At 67.9% G+C, this 21,585-nt stretch carries 19 protein-coding genes; 2 read left to right on the plus strand and 17 right to left on the minus strand.

Annotated elements, in window-relative coordinates; all coding sequences use genetic code 11:
* Positions 1-4: 4 nt before the first annotated feature.
* The 9 genes from A3A5_RS0107350 to A3A5_RS0107390 all read right to left on the minus strand — a co-directional run bounded on the left by A3A5_RS0107350 (position 5) and on the right by A3A5_RS0107390 (position 10,195).
* Positions 5-769, minus strand: a complete 765-nt coding sequence (locus A3A5_RS0107350; protein ID WP_018309961.1) for a hypothetical protein — start codon at positions 767-769, stop codon at positions 5-7.
* Between the two features lie 79 nt (positions 770-848).
* Positions 849-1,667 carry a M55 family metallopeptidase gene (locus A3A5_RS0107355; RefSeq protein ID WP_018309962.1) on the minus strand — a complete coding sequence of 273 codons (819 nt, stop codon included), beginning with the start codon at positions 1,665-1,667 and terminating at the stop codon, positions 849-851.
* Positions 1,667-2,713: a P1 family peptidase gene (locus A3A5_RS0107360; protein ID WP_018309963.1), complete on the minus strand. Its 1,047-nt coding sequence runs from the start codon at positions 2,711-2,713 to the stop codon at positions 1,667-1,669. Before A3A5_RS0107360 ends, A3A5_RS0107355 begins: the two co-directional genes overlap by 1 nt.
* A 2-nt stretch (positions 2,714-2,715) precedes the next feature.
* Positions 2,716-3,630, minus strand: coding sequence for a glutathione ABC transporter permease GsiD (gsiD, locus tag A3A5_RS0107365; protein ID WP_013956996.1), 915 nt, complete (start codon positions 3,628-3,630; stop codon positions 2,716-2,718).
* 7 nt (positions 3,631-3,637) lie between these two features.
* Positions 3,638-4,558 (minus strand): glutathione ABC transporter permease GsiC, encoded by a 921-nt coding sequence (gene gsiC, locus A3A5_RS0107370; protein WP_018309964.1) that lies wholly within the window; start codon positions 4,556-4,558, stop codon positions 3,638-3,640.
* A 157-nt stretch (positions 4,559-4,715) separates the two neighbouring features.
* Positions 4,716-6,260, minus strand: coding sequence for a glutathione ABC transporter substrate-binding protein GsiB (gene gsiB / locus A3A5_RS0107375; protein WP_018309965.1), 1,545 nt, complete (start codon positions 6,258-6,260; stop codon positions 4,716-4,718).
* A gap of 50 nt (positions 6,261-6,310) precedes the next feature.
* The gene (locus tag A3A5_RS0107380) at positions 6,311-8,194 is read right to left on the minus strand and encodes a dipeptide ABC transporter ATP-binding protein (RefSeq protein ID WP_018309966.1); all 1,884 of its coding nucleotides are present in this window, start codon (positions 8,192-8,194) and stop codon (positions 6,311-6,313) included.
* Positions 8,195-8,249: 55 nt separating this feature from the next.
* Positions 8,250-9,224, minus strand: coding sequence for an isoaspartyl peptidase/L-asparaginase family protein (locus A3A5_RS0107385; RefSeq protein ID WP_018309967.1), 975 nt, complete (start codon positions 9,222-9,224; stop codon positions 8,250-8,252).
* 8 nt (positions 9,225-9,232) lie between these two features.
* Positions 9,233-10,195, minus strand: a complete 963-nt coding sequence (locus tag A3A5_RS0107390; RefSeq protein WP_018309968.1) for a MurR/RpiR family transcriptional regulator — start codon at positions 10,193-10,195, stop codon at positions 9,233-9,235.
* 284 nt (positions 10,196-10,479) lie between these two features.
* On the opposite strand from A3A5_RS0107390, the gene A3A5_RS0107395 reads away from it, so the two are divergent.
* Positions 10,480-12,414, plus strand: coding sequence for an ATP-binding cassette domain-containing protein (locus tag A3A5_RS0107395; RefSeq protein WP_018309969.1), 1,935 nt, complete (start codon positions 10,480-10,482; stop codon positions 12,412-12,414).
* Between the two features lie 87 nt (positions 12,415-12,501).
* Here A3A5_RS0107395 and A3A5_RS0107400 read toward each other — a convergent pair whose 3' ends face one another.
* The 4 genes from A3A5_RS0107400 to alr form a co-directional block, all read right to left on the minus strand.
* Complete coding sequence (locus A3A5_RS0107400) at positions 12,502-12,987, minus strand: disulfide bond formation protein B (protein ID WP_018309970.1); 486 nt, start codon at positions 12,985-12,987, stop codon at positions 12,502-12,504.
* Between the two features lie 144 nt (positions 12,988-13,131).
* A complete protein-coding gene (locus A3A5_RS0107405) occupies positions 13,132-13,698 on the minus strand; it encodes a GNAT family N-acetyltransferase (protein WP_018309971.1) in 567 nt (188 codons plus the stop codon).
* A gap of 3 nt (positions 13,699-13,701) precedes the next feature.
* On the minus strand, positions 13,702-15,063 hold the full coding sequence (radA, locus tag A3A5_RS0107410) for a DNA repair protein RadA (RefSeq protein ID WP_026200546.1): 1,362 nt from the start codon (positions 15,061-15,063) through the stop codon (positions 13,702-13,704).
* 95 nt (positions 15,064-15,158) lie between these two features.
* A complete protein-coding gene (gene alr, locus A3A5_RS0107415; RefSeq protein WP_018309973.1) occupies positions 15,159-16,280 on the minus strand; it encodes an alanine racemase in 1,122 nt (373 codons plus the stop codon).
* Positions 16,281-16,871: 591 nt separating this feature from the next.
* Between alr and lplT the strand changes: the two genes are divergently transcribed.
* On the plus strand, positions 16,872-18,191 hold the full coding sequence (gene lplT, locus A3A5_RS0107420; protein ID WP_018309974.1) for a lysophospholipid transporter LplT: 1,320 nt from the start codon (positions 16,872-16,874) through the stop codon (positions 18,189-18,191).
* 44 nt (positions 18,192-18,235) lie between these two features.
* Here the strand turns inward: lplT and A3A5_RS0107425 are convergent, their stop codons facing one another.
* The 4 genes from A3A5_RS0107425 to tsaB are packed head-to-tail and all read right to left on the minus strand — an operon-like array spanning position 18,236 to position 21,519.
* Entirely contained in the window at positions 18,236-19,375 is a 1,140-nt protein-coding gene (locus A3A5_RS0107425) for a DUF1853 family protein (RefSeq protein WP_018309975.1), read from the minus strand.
* Positions 19,350-20,207: a uracil-DNA glycosylase family protein gene (locus tag A3A5_RS0107430; RefSeq protein WP_018309976.1), complete on the minus strand. Its 858-nt coding sequence runs from the start codon at positions 20,205-20,207 to the stop codon at positions 19,350-19,352. The genes A3A5_RS0107425 and A3A5_RS0107430 overlap by 26 nt, the downstream gene beginning before the upstream one ends.
* Complete coding sequence (rimI, locus tag A3A5_RS0107435; RefSeq protein ID WP_018309977.1) at positions 20,204-20,764, minus strand: ribosomal protein S18-alanine N-acetyltransferase; 561 nt, start codon at positions 20,762-20,764, stop codon at positions 20,204-20,206. The genes A3A5_RS0107430 and rimI overlap by 4 nt, the downstream gene beginning before the upstream one ends.
* Positions 20,761-21,519, minus strand: a complete 759-nt coding sequence (gene tsaB, locus A3A5_RS0107440; RefSeq protein WP_026200547.1) for a tRNA (adenosine(37)-N6)-threonylcarbamoyltransferase complex dimerization subunit type 1 TsaB — start codon at positions 21,517-21,519, stop codon at positions 20,761-20,763. The genes rimI and tsaB overlap by 4 nt, the downstream gene beginning before the upstream one ends.
* Positions 21,520-21,585: the final 66 nt, after the last annotated feature.

The following is a 21,585-nucleotide window of genomic DNA, read 5'->3' on the forward strand; positions in this document are numbered from 1 at the left end:
GCCGCTAGAACACCGATCCGGATGAATACCCGGGCGATGCCGGCGCGGGCTCCGTCCCTGGGCCCCAGATGCCGGGCGAGGTGAACGCCTGCGGATGCATCTCGATCCCGGCCGCGGCCAGCTGGCCGGCGGTCAGCACCAGGTGACGGGCCAGCCAGTCGTGCAGGCTGCGCAGGAAGCGGATGTTGTCGACGCTGTTGGACCCCGCGATCAGCCATTCCAGCTTGACATGCGCGGTATAGACGTCCAGCAGGTTGGTGACGCGCAGCCGCGGCGGCGTGGCCGGGCTGCGCTCGATCGCCAGGATGCGGCGCACCTGCGCCATGCCGATGTCGCCGGTGCGCTGGTACTGCTCGTAGACGCCCTCAAGCGCCGGGAAGCGCACTGTCGGCTGCACGCGCGGCACTGCGGCCACCTTCTCCATGCGCAGCACCAGGTAGCGGATCGCGGCGGCACGCTCGGCGGCCAGCGCCTGGGCGGGATCGCGCCGGCGGGCGGGGGGCGCTGCCTCGGGCAAGGCCATGCGCGGCACCACATCGCGCTCGGTGTAGTCCGGCACCTGCAGCAGCAGGCCCGGATGCGGCACCGCGGCGCGCGCGCAGTCGTCGCCAAAGGGATATTCATGCCCTGCGGCGTCGCGCAGGATATAAGCCTGGCCGGCCGGAAAGCCATGGTGGCGGCGGCTCGCGCCCCGCGCATGGCAGCGCGTGGCGGGGTCGACGAAGTCCTTGCGCAAGGGGATCCAGCCCCCGTTGTTTGCCTGGGTCATGCGATGCGGGTCATGCCTGTATTGCTAGACCCGCCATTGTCGCCGATCTGCGCGATCGCCCCGGTCAATCTGCCCTGCCCTACTTCAGCATGAACGACATCGCCGACAGGCAGTTCAGCATGCGCACCGCGGCCTGGACCGAGTCGGCCTGGAAGGACAGCGCCACGCCGTCGCGGCGCTCCAGCGTCGGCCACTGGCAGAAGAGGTCTGCGTGCGCGGGCGTCAGGGTCTGCAGGGTGCAAGTCACCGGTGCGGCGATGCGCAGGCATTGCGCCTGCGCGCGTTCGCGCACCGCGGCTGCCGCCGCCGCGGCAATGGCCTCGCGCGCCGCCGCCGGCGACAGCGAGGTGCCGCTGCCGAAACCGCCCGCGGATTTGGTCTCGACATAGCGCACCCACGGCATCAGCGCATGGGTTTCCTGCACGAAGACATCATCGCCGCTGGCCATCAGCACCGGCGCACCAAACTCGCCGGCCAGCGCGGCGTACAGGCCCGCCTCGCCCAGTTCCTTGCCGTTGAGCCAGACCCGCGCAAAGGCGCCGCTGTTGATGGTGTGCGCCAGCACGCCGCGGCTCTGGGCGCGGCCGTGGTAGCCGATCATCAGCACGCCTTCGACACCGGCCTCTACCCCGGCCATCATGCCAAGGTAGCGCGGCTTGCCCAGTACCACCCGCGCGCGCGGATCGAGCTGGTCCGGCAACAGGTTGCGGAAGCCGCCGTGCGAATCGTTGACCAGCACCTCGGTGGCCCCGCCGGCAAAGGCGCCTTCGACCGCAGCATTGGCTTCGCCGGTCATCCAGGCCCGGGCGCGTTCGTATTCGCCGTTGCCGGGGCGCGTCTGTTCGGCGTGGAAGACGCCAGCCACGCCTTCGATATCAGTGGAAACAAGGATCTTCATCAGGCGGTCCGGCCCAGTTCGGGCATCACGTCCAGCAGTGCGCGCCGGCCGTGGCCATCGCGGCCCTGCACCGGTGCGGCATGCCACAGGGCATGCAGGATAGCTTGCTCGACGCTGTCGGCCGCGGCGCGGAACAGCGGGTCGAGTCGGGTTTCATGCAGCATGGCGACGGCGGGCATCGGCCGGGCGGCGTCGTGGGGCACGGTATACGCGGTCGAGAACGCGAGTGCGATATCGCCCGAGCCATGCCCGAACACCGAGCCGGTACGCGCCAGCCCGGCGCCGGCGCGCAGCGACAGCCGGCGCAGCTGGCGCGCGTCCAGCGCAGCGTCAGTGGCGACGATCATGATGATCGATCCTTTTTCCGGTTGCGCCGCCGCGTCGGGCTGCGCCAGGCGCTGCACCAGTTCCGGACCGACCAGCCGGCCAGCCACGGTCAACGATTCCGGCGTGCCAAAATTGGCCAGCACCAGCGCGCTCACGCGATAGCCACCGGCCAGGCGTGAAGCGGCGCCGATACCGCCCTTGACGCCGAATGCCGACATGCCGCGCCCGGCGCCGACCGCGCCCTGCGCAACGTCATGGCCGGCAGCGGCCAGGGCCGCCTCATAGTGGCTGCCCTCCACCGCCATGCGCTGGATATCGTTCAGGTAGCCGTCATTGCACTCGAACACCAGCGGATTGACTGTCGGCAGCGCGCGGCCGATCTCCGGATTGGCCGCCACCGCCGCGCGGATCTGCGCCTGCGCCACCGCGCCGACCGAAAAGGTATTGGTCAGCGCCAGCGGCGTTTCCAGCACGCCCAGTTCGTCCACCTGCACCAGTCCGATGCTCTTGCCAAAGCCGTTGAGCACGGTGGCCGCGGCGGGCACCTTGTCACGGTAGGGATCGCCGCCATGCGCACGGATCACGGTGACGCCGGTCTGCACGGCGCCATCCGCCAGCGTGCAATGGCCGACCGTCACGCCGGCCACGTCGGCAATGCTGTCCAGCGGACCTGCCGGCAGGTTGCCGACACGCGGCACGCCCGTTGTCGATCCGGTCATGTTCAGCGGCGGTCGATCTTGGGGTCGAGCGCGTCGCGCAGGCCGTCGCCCAGGAGGTTGAAGGCCAGCACGGTCAGGAAGATAGCCAGGCTCGGGAAGATCGCCACGTGCGGCGCGGTCACCATGTCGGCGCGGGCTTCGTTGAGCATCGCGCCCCACTCCGGCGTCGGCGGCTGCGCACCCAGCCCCAGGAACGACAGGCTGGCCGCGGTAATGATCGAGGTGCCGATGCGCATCGAGAAATACACCACGATCGACGACACCGTGCCCGGCAGGATATGCCGCATCAGGATGGTCCAGTCCGACGCGCCGATGCTGCGCGCAGCCTCGATGTAGGTCAGCCGCTTGAGCATCAGCGTATTGCCGCGCACCAGCCGCGCGAACGCGGGGATGCTGAAGATGGCCACGGCGAAGATCACGTTGGTCATGCCGTTGCCGAGGATCGCCACGATGCCGATCGCCAGCAGGATGCCCGGGAAGGCGAAGAGCACGTCGGAAATGCGCATCACGATGCGGTCCCACCAGCCTTCGTAGTAGCCCGCCAGCAGGCCCAGCACGGTGCCGATCAGCGCGCCGATGATCACCGACAGGAAGCCCGCTGCCAGCGAGATGCGCGCGCCGGCCAGAATGCGGCTGAAGATATCGCGTCCGAGCGAATCGACTCCCATCCAGTGCGCGGCCGACGGGCCGGCGTTGAGCGCGTCGTAGTCGAAGAAGTTCTCCGGGTCGTACGGCACGATATGCGGCGCCACGATGGCAATCACCACCAGCACCAGCACGAACGCGCCGGCGCCAAGCGCCAGGTGCTGCTTGCGGAATTTGCGCCAGAACTCGGTCCAGGGCGTGCGCACGGCCTCCGGCACGGGGGCGGTGGCGGGTGCCGCTTCACTTGCGGCGGGCGTGGAAAGCTCAGTCATGCCGGCCTCACTTGTAGCGGATGGTTGGGTTGATCACGGTGTAGAGCATGTCCACCACCAGGTTGATCAGGATGAATTCGAGCGAGAACAGCAGCACCTCGGCCTGGATCACCGGGTAGTCGCGCATCTCGACGGCATCGACCAGCAGGCGCCCCAGGCCCGGCCAGTTGAACACCTTCTCGACCACGATCGAGCCGCCCAGCAGGAAGCCGAACTGCAGGCCCATCATCGTCACCACCGGGATCATGGCGTTGCGCAGGCCATGCTTGGTCACCACCAGCGTCTCGCGCACGCCCTTGGCACGGGCGGTGCGGATAAAGTCTTCCTGCAAGACCTCGACGAACGAGGCCCGGGTAAAGCGCGCCATCACCGCGGCCACCGCCGCGCCCAGCGTGATGGACGGCAACACGTAGTGCTTCCAGGTGTCGGCGCCGATCGACGGCAGCCAGCCCAGTTGCACCGAGAACACCTCCATCAGCAGCATGCCCAGCGCGAAGGCGGGGAACGAGATGCCCGACACCGCCAGCGTCATGCCGAGCCGGTCCGGCCAGCGGTTGCGCCACACGGCCGAGCCGATGCCGATCACCATGCCGAACACCACCGCCCAGGCCATCGACGCCACTGTCAGCAGCAGCGTGGGCATGAAGCGGTCGCCGATCTCCTCGCTCACCGGACGCTTGGTTCGCAGCGAATGGCCGAACTCGCCGCGGACCGCATTGGAGAAGAAGTTGACGAACTGCTCGTGCATGGGCCGGTCCAGCCCAAGGTCCTTGCGCACCAGTTCGACCGTGGCCGAGTCGGCCTCCGGGCCCGCCGCCAGCCGCGCGGGATCGCCCGGCAGCAGGTGGACGAACAGGAACACCAGCACTGCCACGATCAGCAGCGTGGGGATCACGCCCAGCACACGTTTGAGGAAGTAATTCAGCATGACACACCAAGAGGAAAGGCCGCGGGCCGCCCGCCTGCGAACCCCGCGTCGCGGGCAGGCGGCCATCTGTCGGCTTACTGCTTTACTGCTTACTGCTCTGGGATGGGATAGCGTGGATCGGGCGCCTGGGTACTGCCGGCGCCCGACCATCTACCCATTACTGCTTGATATCGATCTCGTCGAAATTGAACGAGCCGTCCGGCATCACATAGGCACCGGTCAGCCGCTTGCTGCGCGCGAACAGCACCTTCTCGGTCACCAGGAAGGCCCACGGCGCATCCTTCCAGATGCGTTCCTGGGCGTCCTTGTACAGGCGCGCCTTCTCGCCACGATCGGTGGTGCGCAGCGCGCCGGCGATATCGGCGTCGACCTGGTCGTTCTTGTAGTACGCGGTGTTCAGCAACTTGGGCGGCATCGACTCGGAAGCCAGCAGCGGACGCAGCGCCCAGTCCGATTCACCGGTCGACGACGACCAGCCCACGTAGTAGATGCGCACGCCGGCGTCTTCCGGCTTCTGCACGCTCTCGACCTTCTCCACGCGCTGGCCAGCTTCGAGCGCCTGCACCGAGGCCTTGATACCGACCTGCTGCAGCTGCTGCTGCACGAACTGGATCACCTTCTGCGCGGTGGTGTGGTTGTAGGCCGACCACAGCGTGGTCTCGAAGCCGTTCGGGTAGCCGGCTTCCTTCAGCAGCGCGCGCGCCTTGGCCGGGTCATACGGCCACGGGCCCAGCTTCTCCGCAAAGTCCACGCCCGGCGGCACCACGCCCTCGGACGGCACGGCGTAGCCGGCAAAGGCGACCTTGGCCAGCGCATCCTTGTTGATCGCGTAGTTGATGGCCTGGCGCACCTTGGGATCGTTGAACGGCTTGACCATGGTGTTCATGGACAGGTAGCGCTGGATGATCGACGGCGCCGAGATCAGTTCAACCTTCGGGCTGTTCTTCAGCACCGCGGCCTGCTCGAACGGGATGCTGAAGGCAAAATCAGCCTCGCCGGTCTGCATGATCGCCGCGCGCGTGTTGTTGTCGACCACCGGCTTCCATGTGATGGTGTCGATCTTCGGGTAGCCGGCCTTCCAGTAGCCGGCGAACTTCTTGCCCTTCAGGTGGTCGGGCTGCTTCCATTCAACGAACTCGAACGGGCCGGTCCCCACCGGGTGGAAGGCAATGTCCTTGCCGTACTTCTGCAGCGCGGCCGGCGAGATCATCACCGCCGACGGGTGCGCCAGCACGTTGATGAACGGCGAGAACGGCTCTTTCAGCGTGACCTTGACGGTATTGGCATCGACTACGTCGGTCTTGGCGACGCGATTGAACAGCGTGTAGCGCTTGAGCTTGTTGGCCGGGTTGGTGACGCGGTCCAGGTTGGCCTTGACGGCGGCGGCATCGAACGTGGTGCCGTCGTGGAACTTGATGCCCTTCTTCAGCTTGAAGGTGTAGGTCAGGCCATCCTTGCTGACCTCGTAGCTGTCGGCCAGCATGTTGACCAGCTTCATGTCCTTGTCCAGGCCGAACAGCCCCTGGTAGAAGGACTTGCTGGCCGCCTGCGACAGCGTGTCGTTCGAGTCGTACGGATCGAGCGAGGTGAAGGTGGAATACACCGCCATCACGGCATCCTTGGCCGCGAAGGCCGGGGCCGAAGCCAACATGCCCAGCGCGCCGGCGGCAAAGGCACCGGCCATCCATCGGGGCGAAACCATACGTGCAGACATCGTCGAATCTCCTTGGTAACTTCTTGATTTCGAGGACTTCAATAAGCGCCGCCGACGGCATGCCGGGCGACATAATGGCCGAGCGACCCGCTGCCGGCGACCTGGACCAGCGGCAGCACCACCGGTTCGTCGCCGACCGCGCGGATCGGGCTGGGGATCTCGTCGTTGAGCGGCTCGCGCCGCAGGTGGCGCCGCGCCGGGTCGGCGATCGGCACCGCCGACATCAGCTTCTTCGTGTAGGGGTGCTGGGGGTTTTCGAAGATCGCGCGGCGCGGCCCGATCTCGACGATCTGGCCCAGGTACATCACCGCCACGCGATGGCTCACGCGCTCCACCACCGCCATGTCGTGCGAGATGAACAGGAAGGCGATGCCAAGCTCGCGCTGCAGATCCAGCATCAGGTTGACGATCTGCGCCTGGATCGACACATCCAGCGCGGAGACCGATTCATCGGCCACCACCACCTTGGGATTCAGCGCCAGCGCGCGCGCAATGCAGATGCGCTGGCGCTGGCCGCCGGAGAACTCATGCGGGTAGCGCGCCGCGTGCGCTGCGTCCAGCCCCACCTTGTCGAGCAGCCAGGCCACGCGCTGCTCGGCCTCCTTGCCGCCGGCGACCTTGTGCACCAGCAGCGGCTCCATGATCGAATAGCCCACCGGCACGCGCGGATCGAGCGAGGCGAACGGATCCTGGAAGATGAACTGGATATTGCGGCGCAGGGTCTGCAGCGCCGGCCCTTCCATCTTGCTGATGTTCTGCCCGGCGAACTCGATGGTGCCGCTCTGGCTTTCCACCAGGCGCAGCAGCGAGCGGCCCGTGGTGGACTTGCCGCAGCCGGACTCGCCCACCAGCGCCAGGGTCTCGCCGGGATAGAGGTCGAAGCTGACTTGCTCGACCGCATGCACGCGCCGCGTGACGCGGCCGAACAGGCCGCCGGGCACGTCGAAGCGCGTCACCAGGTCCTGCACGCGCAGGATGGGAGCAACGCCCGGGGTAACGGTGTCCTGCGGCGCGACTGGCTCGGGGTTGGCGCTGTCCAGCTGCAGCAACGGGAACTTGGCCGGCAGGTCGGTGCCGCTCATGGCGCCAAGGCGCGGCACCGCCGACAGCAGCGCGCGCGTGTACGGATGGGCGGGGGCACGGAACACATCGTCCGAGGTGCCCTCTTCCACCTTCTCGCCGCGGTACATCACCAGCACGCGGTCGGCGACCTCGGCCACCACGCCCATGTCGTGGGTGATAAAGACCACGCCCATGTGCATCTCGGCCTGCAGGCCGCGGATCAGCTGCAGGATCTCGGCCTGGATGGTCACGTCCAGCGCCGTGGTGGGCTCGTCGGCAATCAGCAGCGCCGGCTTGCACGACAGCGCCATGGCAATCATCACGCGCTGGCGCATGCCGCCGGAGAGCTGGTGCGGATAGCGCTCCAGCACGCGGCGCGCCTCGGGGATGCGCACCAGCTCCAGCATGCGCAGCGCTTCGGCACGCGCCGCCGCGCGGCTCTTGCCCTGGTGCAGGCGGATCGATTCCGCGATCTGCTCGCCCACCGGGAACACCGGGTTGAGCGAGGTCATCGGCTCCTGGAAGATCATCGCCACGTCGGCGCCGCGCACGCTGCGCAGCGTGGCGTTATCCGCGCGCGCCAGGTCGAGCACCTCGCCGCCGCGCCGGCGCAGCGCCATGCTGCCGGCAACAATCTTGCCGCCGCCATGCTCCACCAGCCGCATCAGCGCGAGCGACGTCACCGACTTGCCCGATCCCGACTCACCCACCACCGCCAGCGTCTCGCCGCGCTCGACATGGAAGGACAGGTTGCGCACGGCCTCGACGGTACGCTCGGACGTAGCAAAGCGCACGGACAGCCCGTTTACCGAGACTACCCGCTGCGGTGGCAGTACGATGCCGGACTGGGAGGCTTGCATAGGGGAAGTGGCCACTGGAACTCCTTGTATTGCCGGGTGATGCAGGGGGATGGCGTCAGCCGTAGATCGACACGTTCACGGCCTCGCCCACCCGGGCGAAACCGCGGTACATGCCGTCGGTGTTGAACGGCAGCGTGACGTTGCCGGCGCGGTCCACCGCGATCAGGCCGCCGCGGCCGTTGATGGCCGGCAGCTTCTCCATCACCACGCGCCGCGCCGATTCCTCGAGCGACAGGCCCGCATAGCGCATCTGTGCGGCCACGTCGTGCGCCGCCACGGTGCGGATAAACATCTCGCCGGTGCCGGTGGCGGACACGGCCGCCACGTCGTCCGCATAGCAGCCCGCGCCGATCACCGGGGTATCGCCCACGCGCCCCACCCGCTTGTTGGTCACGCCGCCGGTGGAGGTGGCCGCAGCCAGGTTGCCGCGCCCGTCGCAGGCCACCGCGCCGACGGTGCCGAACTTGCTGTCCGGATCGATCGGGTCGCCCGCCTGCGGCTTGCCTTGCGCCACCAGCGCAGCGGCATCGTGGTCCAGCAGCGCCATGCCGGCGTTGCCTAGCGCACGCTGCCACTGGTCATGGCGGGCCTGCGTGAAGTAGTAGTCCGGGCTCACCAGTTCCAGCCCTTGCGACTGCGCAAAGGCTTCGGCGCCGGCGCCGGCAAAGAGCACGTGTTCGCTGTGGTCCAGCACGGCGCGCGCGGCCAGCACCGGGTTGCGCAGGCGCGTGACGCAGGCCACGGCGCCGGCTTCCAGCGTGGCGCCGTCCATCACCGCGGCATCGAGCTCATAGGTGCCGGCATGGGTCAGCACGGCGCCCTTGCCGGCGTTGAACAGCGGGCACTCTTCCAGCAGGCGCACGGCCTCGGTGACCGCATCGAGCGCGCTGCCGCCCTCGGCCAGGATGCGCTGGCCGGCTTGCAGCACGTGTTGCAGCGCTTCGATGTATTCGCGTTCGCGGGCGGCGTCCATCGCCGCGCGGGTGATGGTGCCGGCGCCGCCGTGGATGGCAATGACTGCTGGTTGCATGTGGATGCTCAGGACTTCCGGGTGTTGGAGGATCGGCCGCGCCTGGCGCCAGCCGTGGGTTCGGTGGACTGCGGGGTGCCGGGCGCGGCACGGCCGGCGGACTCCGCAGCCGGCGTGCCGTACAGCCACGGCAGCAGGAATTCAGTCATTTCGGCGGCGGCCTTGACCGGGCGCTCGGCCCGGTGCGCCACCGCGCCGCACAGCGCCTCGATCAGCGCCAGCACGGTGGCATCGGAGTTGGCCGACAGCCGGTTACCGGCCTGCGCGTAGAGCGCGATATCGGCCAGCGGCGCCAGCGGCGAGGTCGGCCCGTCAGTCAGCGCCAGCACCTGGCCGCCGTGCGACTTGGCCCGCTCAGCCAGTTCGATGGTGTCTGTGACGTAGCGCGGGAAGGCAATCACGATCAGCAGGTCGCTCGGCTGCTGCTTGAACAGCTGCCGCGCCGCATGCGAGGCGCCGCCGGCGCCTGCCACCGAGGTCACCATGCGACAGTGCATTTCCAGCCCGTGCTGCAGCAGGCCCGCCAGGAAACCGCTGGCGCCGAAGCCGGCCACGTAGACCCGCTGCGCCGCCAGGATCGCCGAGACCGCGCGCTCGCAGGCCTCCGGGTCGATGCCGCGCCGCGTGGCTTCCGCATTGGCCGCGGCATCTTCCAGCGAGGCGGCGAAGACTTCGGCCACGGTCGCGGGCCGCTCCAGCTCGCTGCGCAGCCGCTCCACCGGAGCCAGCGTGGCTTCGAAGCCGCGCACCAGTTCGGCCCGGAACTGCGGATAACCGTCGAACCCCAGCGCCCGCGCAAAGCGGTTCGCCGTGGCCACCGACACCTCCACCGCCGCGGCAAATTCGTCGATGCGCATGGTCGCCGCGCGGAACAGATTGGCCAGCACGTATTCCGCCATGCGGCGGTGTGCCGGCGTCAGCGTCGGCAAGCTGCGCGCAATGCGGTCTGAGATCGAATGGCCTTTGGGCATGATGGAAGCGGTTGGTCTGGACGTCGTCTGATGGACGTCGTTTGCGTGAAAATGAATTTACACGCAACTCACAAACAAGAAAATAGAGTTTTACCAAACCAAGGGTAATCCCTGAATCCACGAGAAATGAAGGCACATTGGCGGTGCACGTAGGCCGGCTGTTTTGCACCGCCAAGGCGTGCGGCGCACCGGAAACGCTACAATGCCGGCCAGCGCACCAGACCCGGCGGTTGCCAGCTTTCTCAGCGCTTTTTCTGTTTTTCACTCAGGCATTTCCCCCTCTCGTGATCCGAATCGACCAGCTAGTCCTCCAGCGCGGCACCAAGGTGCTGTTCGACCACACCAGCGTGACGCTCAACCCGGGCGAGCGCGTGGGCCTTGTCGGCGCCAACGGCAGCGGCAAGTCGACGCTGTTCGCGCTGCTGCGCGGCGAACTGCATCCGGACGGGGGCGATGTCATCGTGCCGGCGCAGTGGCGCGTCGCGCACGTGGCGCAGGAAACGCCTGCGGTCAGCCGCACCGCCGTGGATTACGTGATCGATGGCGACACCCGCCTGCGCGAGATCGAAACCGCCATAGCCGCCGCGCAGGCCAGCGGCGACGGCAGCGCCGAGGGCGAAGCCCACGCCGCCTTTGCCGACGCCGACGGCTACACCGCCCCGGCGCGCGCCGAGGCCCTGCTGCTGGGCCTGGGCTTCACGCTGGCGCAGGTGTCGCAGCCGGTGGCCTCGTTCTCCGGCGGCTGGCGCATGCGCCTGAACCTGGCGCAGGCGCTGATGTGCCCGTCCGACCTGCTGCTGCTCGACGAACCGACCAACCACCTGGACCTGGACGCCATCGTCTGGCTGGAGGACTGGCTGGCGCGCTACCCCGGCACGCTGGTGATGATTTCGCACGACCGCGAATTCCTCGACGCGATCTGCAACGTCACCGTGCATATCGAGAACCAGCAGCTGCGCCGCTATGGCGGCAACTACACGCTGTTCGAGACCCTGCGCCTGCAGCAGATGGCGCAGCAGCAATCCGCCTACGTGCGCCAGCAGAAGGAAATCGCGCACCTGGAATCGTTCATCACGCGCTTCAAGGCCAAGGCGACCAAGGCGCGCCAGGCACAGAGCCGCGTCAAGGCGCTGGAAAAGATGGAACGGCTGGCGCCGGTGCACGTGGCCGCCGGCTTCGCCTTCGAGTTCCGCGAACCCGACGCCGCGCCCAACCCGATGATGGTGCTCGACGGCGTCGACTGCGGTTATGCCGAGGCCGAGCCGCCCGTCACCATCCTGCACAACCTGGCGCTGTCGATCCAGAACGGCCAGCGCATCGGCCTGCTGGGCGCCAACGGCCAGGGCAAGTCCACGCTGGTCAAGACCCTGGCCGGCACGCAAGATCCGCTTACTGGCAAGCTGCGCCTGGGCAAGGGCCTGCAGATCGGCTACTTCGCCCAGCACCAGCTGGAGACGCTGCGCGACCACGACTCGCCGCTGCAGCACCTGGCACGCCTGGCGCCCGACACCCGCGAACAGGAGCTGCGCGACTTCCTCGGCAGCTTCAACTTCCGCGGCGACATGGCCACCGCGCCGATCGAGCCCTTCTCCGGCGGCGAGAAGGCCCGTCTGGCCCTGGCGCTGATCGTCTGGCAGAAGCCCAACCTGCTGCTGCTGGACGAGCCGACCAACCACCTGGACCTCGATACCCGCGAGGCGCTGACCATGGCGCTGGCGCAGTTCGAAGGCACGCTGATCCTGGTCTCGCACGACCGCCACCTGCTGCGCGCCACCGCCGACCAGTTCATGCTGGTGGCCGACGGCACCATCAAGCCCTTCGATGGCGACCTGGACGACTACCGCGACTGGCTGCTGCAACAGGCCGCGGCCAAGCGCAATGCCGCCACCGCCGCGCACCTGGCAGAGAACGCCGGCGATGCCGCGGCGGCGGTCAACCGCAAGGACCAGCGCCGCGCGGAGGCCGACGAGCGCCAGCGGCTGTCAGCACTGCGCAAGCCGTTGACGAAGGAACTGGAAAAGGTGGAAAAGCGCATGGCGGTGCTGCAAACCGCCAAAGAGGAGATCGACCGGTTCATGGCCGATGAAAGCAGCTATGCCGAAGCCAACAAGACCAGGCTGATGGAGATGCTCAAGCGCCAGGGCGAGGTCAACGGCGAGCTGGAGACGCTGGAGGAGAAGTGGCTGGAGTTGCAGGAGCAGATCGAGCAGATTGCGTAGTCTGGTTCGCGTCCCCTCCCTCGCACCACCGCAAACAAGAAACGGCGCCAATGGCGCCGTTTCTTATGTCGATGGCTTGCTCCCGACTCAGCGGAAATTCTTCTCGCGCCGGATCAACCCCACCGCCAGCGTCAGCGTCAGGATAAACAGCCAGATCAGCGACCATGCCGGCACCGACAGCCCCAGCACCGGCGGCAGCGGCGCGGTGCACAGGCCATCCGCGTAGAACACCTGCGGCAGCACCTTGGCAGTCGGCAGCGCGTTGACCCAGTTTTCCAGCGGATCGATGCCGCAACTGGCCTTGGGGTTGAGCAGCAGCGACACGTGGTAGACCGCCACTGCGATGCCCGCAATGCCGGACAGCATGCCCAGGCCCTGCCACAGCGAGCGCGTGTTCTGCGCCACCACGGCCAGCAGTGAGAAAATGCCGATGCCGATAAAGGCAAAGCGCTGCATCACGCAGAGCGGGCACGGCTGGTAGCCCTTTTCAAACTGCAGGTAGAGCGCAACGCCGACCAGGCCAAAGGAAACGAGGGCGATCAGCAGGAAATAGGCGCGTGAGTTGGCTTGCATAGTGGGTGATCAGGTAAACCGGTAAGCGGTGCCGTCAGTGGATGGCGCGGCATTGCTGCGCATTATTACCTATTTTGCAGCGCTTGCAGTTGGCGTCACACGCAGCGCAAGCCACCTGCCCTGTGGCGGATTGACGCAGGGGTGCTATGCGCCGGCTGCCAGCCACGCCGTGCGCGGCAAACGGTACAGGCAATGGGGCCGCAACGGATGCCCTGGCGGCAAGGCGGGATGCTCGAAGCCCACGGCATCCTCGCGCATGCCGAGCCTCTCCATGACCGCCCGCGAGCGGACATTGGCGAGTGTCGTGAAGGACACGATCTCATCCAGCCTCAGCCGCTCAAATCCCCAGGCAAGCGCGCCGCGTGCCGCCTCGGTCGCGTAGCCGCTGCCCCAGGCGTGCTGCGCCAGGCGCCAGGCGATCTCCACGCAAGGCGCGAACGGCAGCGCCGCGGTGGGCTCGTGCAGTCCGACAAACCCCAGGAAAACACCGTCCGCCTTGCGCTCGGCTACCCAGACGCCCCATCCCTTCATTGCGATCAGGCTGCGGCAGTGGTCGGCCATCGCATCGCTTTCAACACGCGTCAGCGGCGCAGGGAAATAGCGTATCACCTGCGCATCGGCATTGAGCGCGGCAAACGGCGCATAGTCCGCCTCGCGCCACTGGCGCAGCCGCAGGCGTTCCGTCTCGAAGGCGATATCGTCAGCTTCCATGCCTCAGTCCAGGTGCCGCACGCGGTCGATCGCCTGCTCGATGCGCTCCACCGCAATCACTTCCAACCCGTCGATCTTCTGCTTGGGCGCGTTGGCCTTGGGGATCACCGCCACCGTGAAGCCCAGCTTGGCGGCTTCCTTCAGGCGCTCCTGCCCGCGCGGGCTGGGCCGGATCTCGCCGGCCAGGCCGACTTCGCCAAACACCACCAGGCCGCGCGGCAGCGGCTTGTTGCGCATCGATGAATGGATCGACAGCAGCACCGCAAGGTCAGCGGCCGGCTCGGTGATCTTGACCCCGCCCACCGCATTCAGGAACACGTCCTGGTCAAAGCAGGCAATGCCCGCGTGCCGGTGCAGCACCGCCAGCAGCAGCGCCAGCCGGTTCTGCTCAAGCCCCACCGCCAGCCGGCGCGGGTTGGGCACATGCGCGGTATCGACCAGCGCCTGGATCTCGACCAGCAGCGGACGCGTGCCCTCCTGCGTCACCAGCACGCATGAGCCCGGCACGGTTTCCTCATGCTGCGACAGGAACAGCGCCGACGGATTGCTGATGCCGCGCAGGCCGCGCTCAGTCATGGCAAACACGCCCAGCTCATTGACCGCGCCGAAGCGGTTCTTGAAGGCGCGGATCAGCCGGTGCGACGAATGGGTATCGCCCTCGAAATACAGCACCGTATCGACGATATGCTCCAGCACGCGCGGACCCGCCAGGCTGCCTTCCTTGGTCACATGGCCGACCAGGATGATGGTGATGCCGCTGCTCTTGGCAATGCGCGTCAGCTGCGCCGCGCATTCGCGCACCTGCGCGACCGAGCCCGGTGCGGAGGTCAACGCCTCGGAGTACAGCGTCTGGATCGAGTCGATCACCGCGACTTCGGGCTTGTCCACTTCCAGCGTGGCCTGGATCTTCTCCAGCTGGATTTCGGCAAGCAGCCCCAGCGACGGGCTTTCCACGCCCAGTCGCTGCGCGCGCAGCGCGATCTGCGCACCGGATTCTTCGCCGCTCACATAGAGCACGCGGCGCTGGCCCGCAAGGTTGGCCAGGGCCTGCAGCAGCAGCGTGGACTTGCCGATGCCGGGATCGCCGCCGATCAGCACCACCCCGCCCGACACCAGGCCGCCGCCCAGCACGCGGTCGAATTCATCGATGCCGCTGGAGAAGCGCGGCACGTCGGCGGCATCGATCTCCGACAGCTTGCGCACCGTGGCCGAGGCGGCCAGCGGCTGGAAGCGCTTGTTCGCGGCGGACTCGGCCACCGTCTCCACCAGCGTGTTCCACTGCTGGCAATGCGGGCACTGGCCGGCCCAGCGCGGCGTGGTGCCGCCGCATTCAGTACACGTATAGACAGTCTTGGTCTTGGCCAACGGATGTCCTTGCAGGAAAAAACGAGCCGGGCCCACAAGTGGCCCGGCCGGCAGATGGTTAGTGCGCGGGCCTGCGCCCGCACCAGCGCCCCGGATCAGGCCACGGCAGGCGCGGCGCTGTCCGAAGCCGTGATCGTCGCCACCGAGGCCGGCACGCGCGGCGCCAGCGCGCACATCAGCTCATAGCCCACCGTGCCGCTGGCCTGCGCCACCTCGTCGATCGGCAGGCCCTGGCCCCACAGCGTGACCGGGCTGCCGACCTTGGCCTTCGGGCACGGGGTCAGGTCCACGCACAGCATGTCCATCGACACGCGCCCGACCAGCTCGGTGCGCACGCCATCGACCAGCACCGGCGCGCGCTGCTCGCCCCAGCCCGACGCATGGCGCGGGTAGCCGTCGGCATATCCGCACGCCACCACGCCAATGCGCATCGGCCGCTCGGCGGTGAACAAGGAGCCGTAGCCGACGGTATCGCCCTGCTGCAGGTCCTGCACTGAGATCAGTTCGCTGTGCAGCGACATCGCCGGCTGCAGGCCGGTGCCGGCAATATCGGCATCGCGCCCGGTGGGCGAGGCGCCGTACAGGATGATGCCGGGGCGCACCCAGGCGCGGTGCGCCTGCGGGTGCCACAGCACCGCGGCTGAGTTCGACAGGCTGGCCTCGCCCGGCAGGTTGGCCGTGGCGGCGTCGAAGGCCTCGATCTGGTGGGCGACGCCGCGGGGACTGTCCGCATCCGAAAAATGCGTCATATGGACGATACTGCCCACACAGGGCATGGCGCGGGCCCGCTCCCAGGCGGTACGGTAATCCGCGGGATGGAAGCCCAGCCGGTTCATGCCGGTGTTGAGCTTGAGCTGGATTGCCAGCGGCCCCTTGGCACGTGCGCTTTCCAGCATGCGCAGCTGCTCGTCGCAATGGATCGCGGTCGTCAGGCGGTATTGTTCGATGACGGCAACATCCTGCGGCTGGAAGAAGCCCTCCAGCAGCAGGATCGGGCCCTGCCAGCCAAGGTCACGCAGCAGCACGGCCTCATTGAGGTCCAGCAGGCCGAAGCCGTCGGCCACCCGCAGCGCGGCAAAGACGCGGCGGATGCCGTGGCCGTAGGCATTGGCCTTGACCACCGCCCAGATGCGCGAATTCGGCGCTTTGCGGCGGATGATGTCGAGATTGTTGGCCAGGGCGGGTTGATGGATGACTGCGTGGATGGGTCTTGGCATGGGAGTCACATCTCAGAAAGCGGACGAGCAGGCAGGCGGCGCTGGCGGCATGGGCGGCCGGCGCGGGTGCTGGAAGGACGGCTCTGTCTCAGTATCGATGGCGCAAACGTCACCTGTCGGTGTGCAGCTGCATGTTGCGGCGACTGGCATGCGGGAATGTGCGGAATTGGCACGCCCATGTATCCCAGTCACCATATCGGTTCGACCACGCACCAGATCAGGGAAGACCCGGTCGGCTGGTCGCGATCGCAGTCGTTATTTGAACACATTCAGATGCCATTACCGGGGGTCATTAGGGAATCGGCACGGCAATCTGCTTTCAAAAAGAGCCCTTGCCGGGGTTCGGGAATGTCATGTTTTCGTGATATAAAGCCGGACGCTCCGGCTATGTTCTAAAAGCGAAGCATTATGTCAATGACTGTCAGGCAAGCCTCAAGGCGCCGCAGCGCAGCACCACAGACACAATTCGACACGGCCGCGGCACAAGGTTCCCTGCAAACCATGGCCTCCCCGGTGGGCGCTAGCCTGGCCAGCCTGAGCGGAGTTCGCGATGGACTGAGCGGAGTTCGCGATGGAGAAAAAGTCGACAGCATGAAGAAGGGTTTTTACACCATCATGGCCGCGCAGTTTTTTTCTTCGCTGGCCGACAACGCCTTACTGATCGCCGCGATCGCCCTTCTCACCGAATTGCATTCCCCGCAGTGGATGACCCCGCTGCTCAAGCTGTTCTTCGTACTTTCCTACGTCGTCCTCGCCGCCTTCGTCGGCGCCTTTGCCGACTCCATGCCCAAGGGGCGGGTGATGCTCATCACCAACGCCATCAAGGTGGTCGGCTGCGCCATCATGATGTTCGGGCTGCACCCGTTGCTGGCGTATGGCATAGTGGGATTCGGCGCGGCGGCCTACTCGCCGGCCAAGTACGGCATCCTGACCGAACTGCTGCCGCCCGAGAAACTGGTGATGGCCAACGGCTGGATCGAGGGGCTGACGGTGGGCTCGATCATCCTGGGTACCGTGGTGGGGGGCGCACTGATTTCCGTGCACGTGTCGCAGATCCTGCTGCGGTTCGACCTCCCCTACGTGAACACCGGCATCGATACCCCGGCCGAAGCCGCGATGGTGGTGATCATGCTGTTCTACGTGATCGCCTCGGTCTTCAACCTGTTCATCCCCGAAACCGGCGCGCGCTACCCGCAGCAGGAAAAGAACCCGATCAAGCTGATCGCAGAGTTCGGCGACTGCTTCGTGGCGCTGTGGCGCGACAAGCTGGGCCAGATCTCGCTGGCGGTGACCACGCTGTTCTGGGGCGTGGGCGCCACGCTGCAGTTCATCGTGCTGAAGTGGGCCGAGAAATCGCTGGGCCTGAACCTGTCGCAGGGCGCGCTGCTGCAAGCCGTGGTGGCCGTGGGCGTGGCCGTGGGCGCGATCCTGGCCGCGGCGCGTATCCCGCTGCGCAAGTCGCTGTCGGTACTGCCCTTTGGCGTGGCGATGGGCGCCACCGTGATGATCATGGCGTTCTACACCAAGGATGCGATGCCCCATGTCGCGCTTGACGTGCTGGGCATGCATATGCCGCTGTACATGGCCATCGCCTATGTCTTCCTGATGGTGGTGGGCGCCATGTCGGGCTACTTCGTAGTGCCCATGAATGCGCTGCTGCAGCACCGCGGGCACGTGCTGCTGTCGGCCGGCCACTCCATCGCGGTGCAGAACTTCAATGAGAACGTCTCGGTGCTGCTGATGCTGTGCCTGTATGCGCTGCTGATCAAGCTGAACGTGCCGATCGGCGTGGTCATCGTCGCGCTGGGCCTGTTTATCTGCGTGACCATGGCGCTGGTGCTCAAGCTGCACAAGTACAACGCGCGCACCTTCAACTCGCTGGCGATGATCGGCGAGGACAAGCACCACTAGTCCTGCCCCCTGTCCCGCGCCCTGGTGCAGCCGGCGCGGGATGCTCAGGCCGTGTCGCCCGGCGCCGCCTGCTGCCCTGGCCTGGACGGCTCGGCTGCCCGCGCCAGCGCCCGTTCCTCCCACCCCGGCGGCACCACGAACCCGCGCGAGCATTCGCGCCACCAGCCCGGCGCCTCTGGCCCGGCCGGTTCCAGTTCGCACAGCATCACCGGCGATTCGCGCCGCCAGCCGTGATCATGGCGCGGGTCGGCAAAGCGCTGCGTCAGCATCGCGTGCAGCGCGCCGACATCCTCCGTGCCGGATTCGGGCACCAGCGCGCCCGACAACCACCCGGTACGCGGCAGGCGGCACCAGCGCAAGCCGGGCCGCGCGGCAGCGCGGGCAGCCCAGCCGTCGAGCGTGGACCACCAGCCGTGCAGATGGTCTGGCGCGATGCCAAGCGCATCCAGCCCCGGCGGCACCCGGCCATCGCGATAGAACAGCCAGCCCAGCAGGTAGACCTCGCTGCGATCCACCGTATGTCCCAGCAAGGCCTGTGCCTCCGCGGTGCAGCCCAGGGGGAGCTGGCGGTGCACGATGTGGCCCAGCTTGTCGCCAAGTCGATCGACCAGGTTCGGGCCGACGAAATCCTGCGCCCGCGGCACCTGGCTATCGCCAGGCGCCATCAGGTAGAACTTGGCCGCCATCTCCCAGTGGACCACTGCGCCCGACGCCTGCTCGCGCCAGACAAAATCCAGCTCGCCCAGCGTGCGGATACCCTGCCGCCCTGCGCGCCGCACCGGAACGTTGGCAGCCAGCAGCGACAGCCCCTGCATATGGCGCAGCGCAAAATGCAGCAACCGCTCGGCATGGCGGCCCAGGCGCAGGCTGCGGCTGGCGGGGTCCTGGTCGGGATCGCCAGCGGAGGGGGCGGCGTTGCCGTCGGCCAGTTCGTCGATGGTGGCGGGCAGCGTGGCGGGATCCGCGGCTTCCAGCCAGCGCTGCCAGGCGGCCAGCGTGCCGGCGGGCCAGCGCGCCGGGGCCGCGCCCGGCACCGCCGCCAGCAGCGGCGGCGAGAGCGTGGCCCAGGCCAGGTCGCGCGTGCGCGCCGACGCGGCGCGGCGCCACAGCGGCAGGCCCGACGGCCTGTTGCCGTCGCCGCCGCGGGTCAGTGAGAGATCAGGCCCCAGCTCCCGCACGGTCATGGACCTCCCTGGCCAGGCACAGGTCTTCCCAGGCGCGCGCCTTGTCGGTCAGGGTGCGCAGCAGGTAAGCCGGATGGTAGGTCACCACCACGGGGATGCCTTCATAGCTATGTACGGTGCCGCGCAGCTTGCCGATCGGCGTGGTGGTGCGCAGCAGCGACTGCGCCGCAAAGCGGCCCAGCACCACGATCACCCTGGGCTTCACCAGCGCGATCTGGCGGCGCAGGAACGGCTCGCACTGCGCCACCTCCTCGGGCTCCGGGTTGCGGTTGCCGGGCGGGCGGCACTTGAGCACGTTGGCGATAAACACATTGCGCCCGCGCGCCAGCCCGAGCGAGCCGAGCATATTGTCGAGCAGCTTGCCGGCCTGGCCCACGAAGGGCTCGCCCTGCTGGTCTTCATTCTCGCCGGGGGCTTCGCCCACCAGCATCCATTCGGCCTGGCGGTCGCCCACGGCGAATACGGTATTGGTGCGGCCCTGGCACAAGCCGCAGGCGGTGCAGCTTGCCACGGCGGCGTCCAGCGCCGGCCATTCCATGCTGGCGATGGCAGCTTCGCGCCCCGCTTGCGCCAGGCCGGGTTCCGGGCCGGCGGGGACCAGCGGCGGTGCAACCGGTGCCCTGGAGACAGGCGGCGCCACTGGCGCCGGCACCGGCACGGCGGGTTCCGCGACCACTGCGGCAACCTCCGCCACAGTCACCTCGGCGACAGGCATCGCTGCCTGCGCCACGGCCGCCTCCGGCGCGGCTTCTGCCTGCGCATCCGCGCGCTCGCGCGGCACCCATTCGGTCGGAATGCCCAGGACTTCCAGGAACTGTGCGCGGCGGTTCATGCCCTGCCCTCCGTGCCTTCATTGGCGGCGGACTCCGCCGGCCAGCTGCGGCGCAGCACCAGCGCGTCCTCGCGCTTGCTGCCCAGGGCCGGGTAATAGCCCTTGCGGCGCCCGATCTCGGCAAACCCCGCCGCCTGGTACAGCGCGATCGCGCCGGTATTGGACGGCCGCACTTCCAGCAGCATGGTATGGATGCGGTGCGCGTGCGAGGTCGCCAGCACCACCGCCAGCATCAGCCGCCCCAGCCCCTGGCGCTGGCGTTGCGGCTCGACGGTGATATTGAGCAGGTGCATTTCATCCACCACCGGCATCAGCACGGCGTAGGCCACCAGCGTGCCGGCCGGGTCGCGCAGCGTCAGGCCGAGATGGCCGGACTTGACCGAGTTCTCGAAATTGCCGCGGGTCCACGGATGGCTATAGGCACGTGCCTCGATGCCCGCCACGGCCTGCAGGTCGAGCGCGCTCATGCGGCCCAGTGCCCAGCCGTCCGGCAGCGCCGGCATGGCCGGCACGGCCGGCCAGTGGTTGCGGTCATCGAGCGGATAGGCTGCGCTCACGATGTGCTCCCGGCCTGGGCCGCGGCACGGGCGGCAGCGGCGGCTTCGCGTTCGGCGATGGTCTGCGCGACCTTGTCGCGCAGGTAGATCGGCATGGCCTGGTCGGCGTCGATGGCCTCGCCACGCGCCAGTGCGCGCAGTGCAATGGCGACCATCGGCTGCGCATGGGGCATCGCCTCCGGCAGCACGCGCGCGGCGCGCGCCAGGCCCGCCAGCCGCTCGCCGAAGACGGTGGCTGCGTTGCCGGCCAGCCAGAAATCGCCGTCGGGCAGCGGCACGGTTTCCGGCGCGCTGACCTGCATCGGGGTGATTTCTGCCCATTCCTGCACGCTGGCATGCCAGCGGAAAGCCGCGCAATAGGATTCATCCATGCGCGCATCCAGCGCCACCAGCACCGCGGTGTCGTCCGGCAGCGCCGGGGTGGCGGCACGCGCGCGCTCGGCGCAGGTCATCAGGGTATTGACCGGAACGACCGGCAACCCGGCGCCGAAGGCCAGCCCCTGTGCCACGCCGCAGGCGGTGCGCAGGCCGGTGAACGAGCCCGGGCCGGCGCCAAAGGCAATGGCAGCACAGTCCGCCAGCGCGATGCCGGCTTCGGCCAGCAGCTCGCCGGCAGCCGGCAGCACGCGTGCCGACGAGCGTGCACCAGTGTGCTCATGGCGCACCAGGCACTCGACTCCGGCACCCGGCACGGCACGTCCGAGCGCGACCGAGCACCACTCTGTAGAAGTTTCAACAGCAAGAATCCAGGACATGGCGCGATTGTATCCGGTGGCGCCCGGAATCGAGGGCTTCTTCGGTTTTATACGGACGGCGCGGCG

Origin of the sequence: Cupriavidus sp. UYPR2.512, assembly GCF_000379565.1 — a bacterium.
Lineage (GTDB): Bacteria > Pseudomonadota > Gammaproteobacteria > Burkholderiales > Burkholderiaceae > Cupriavidus.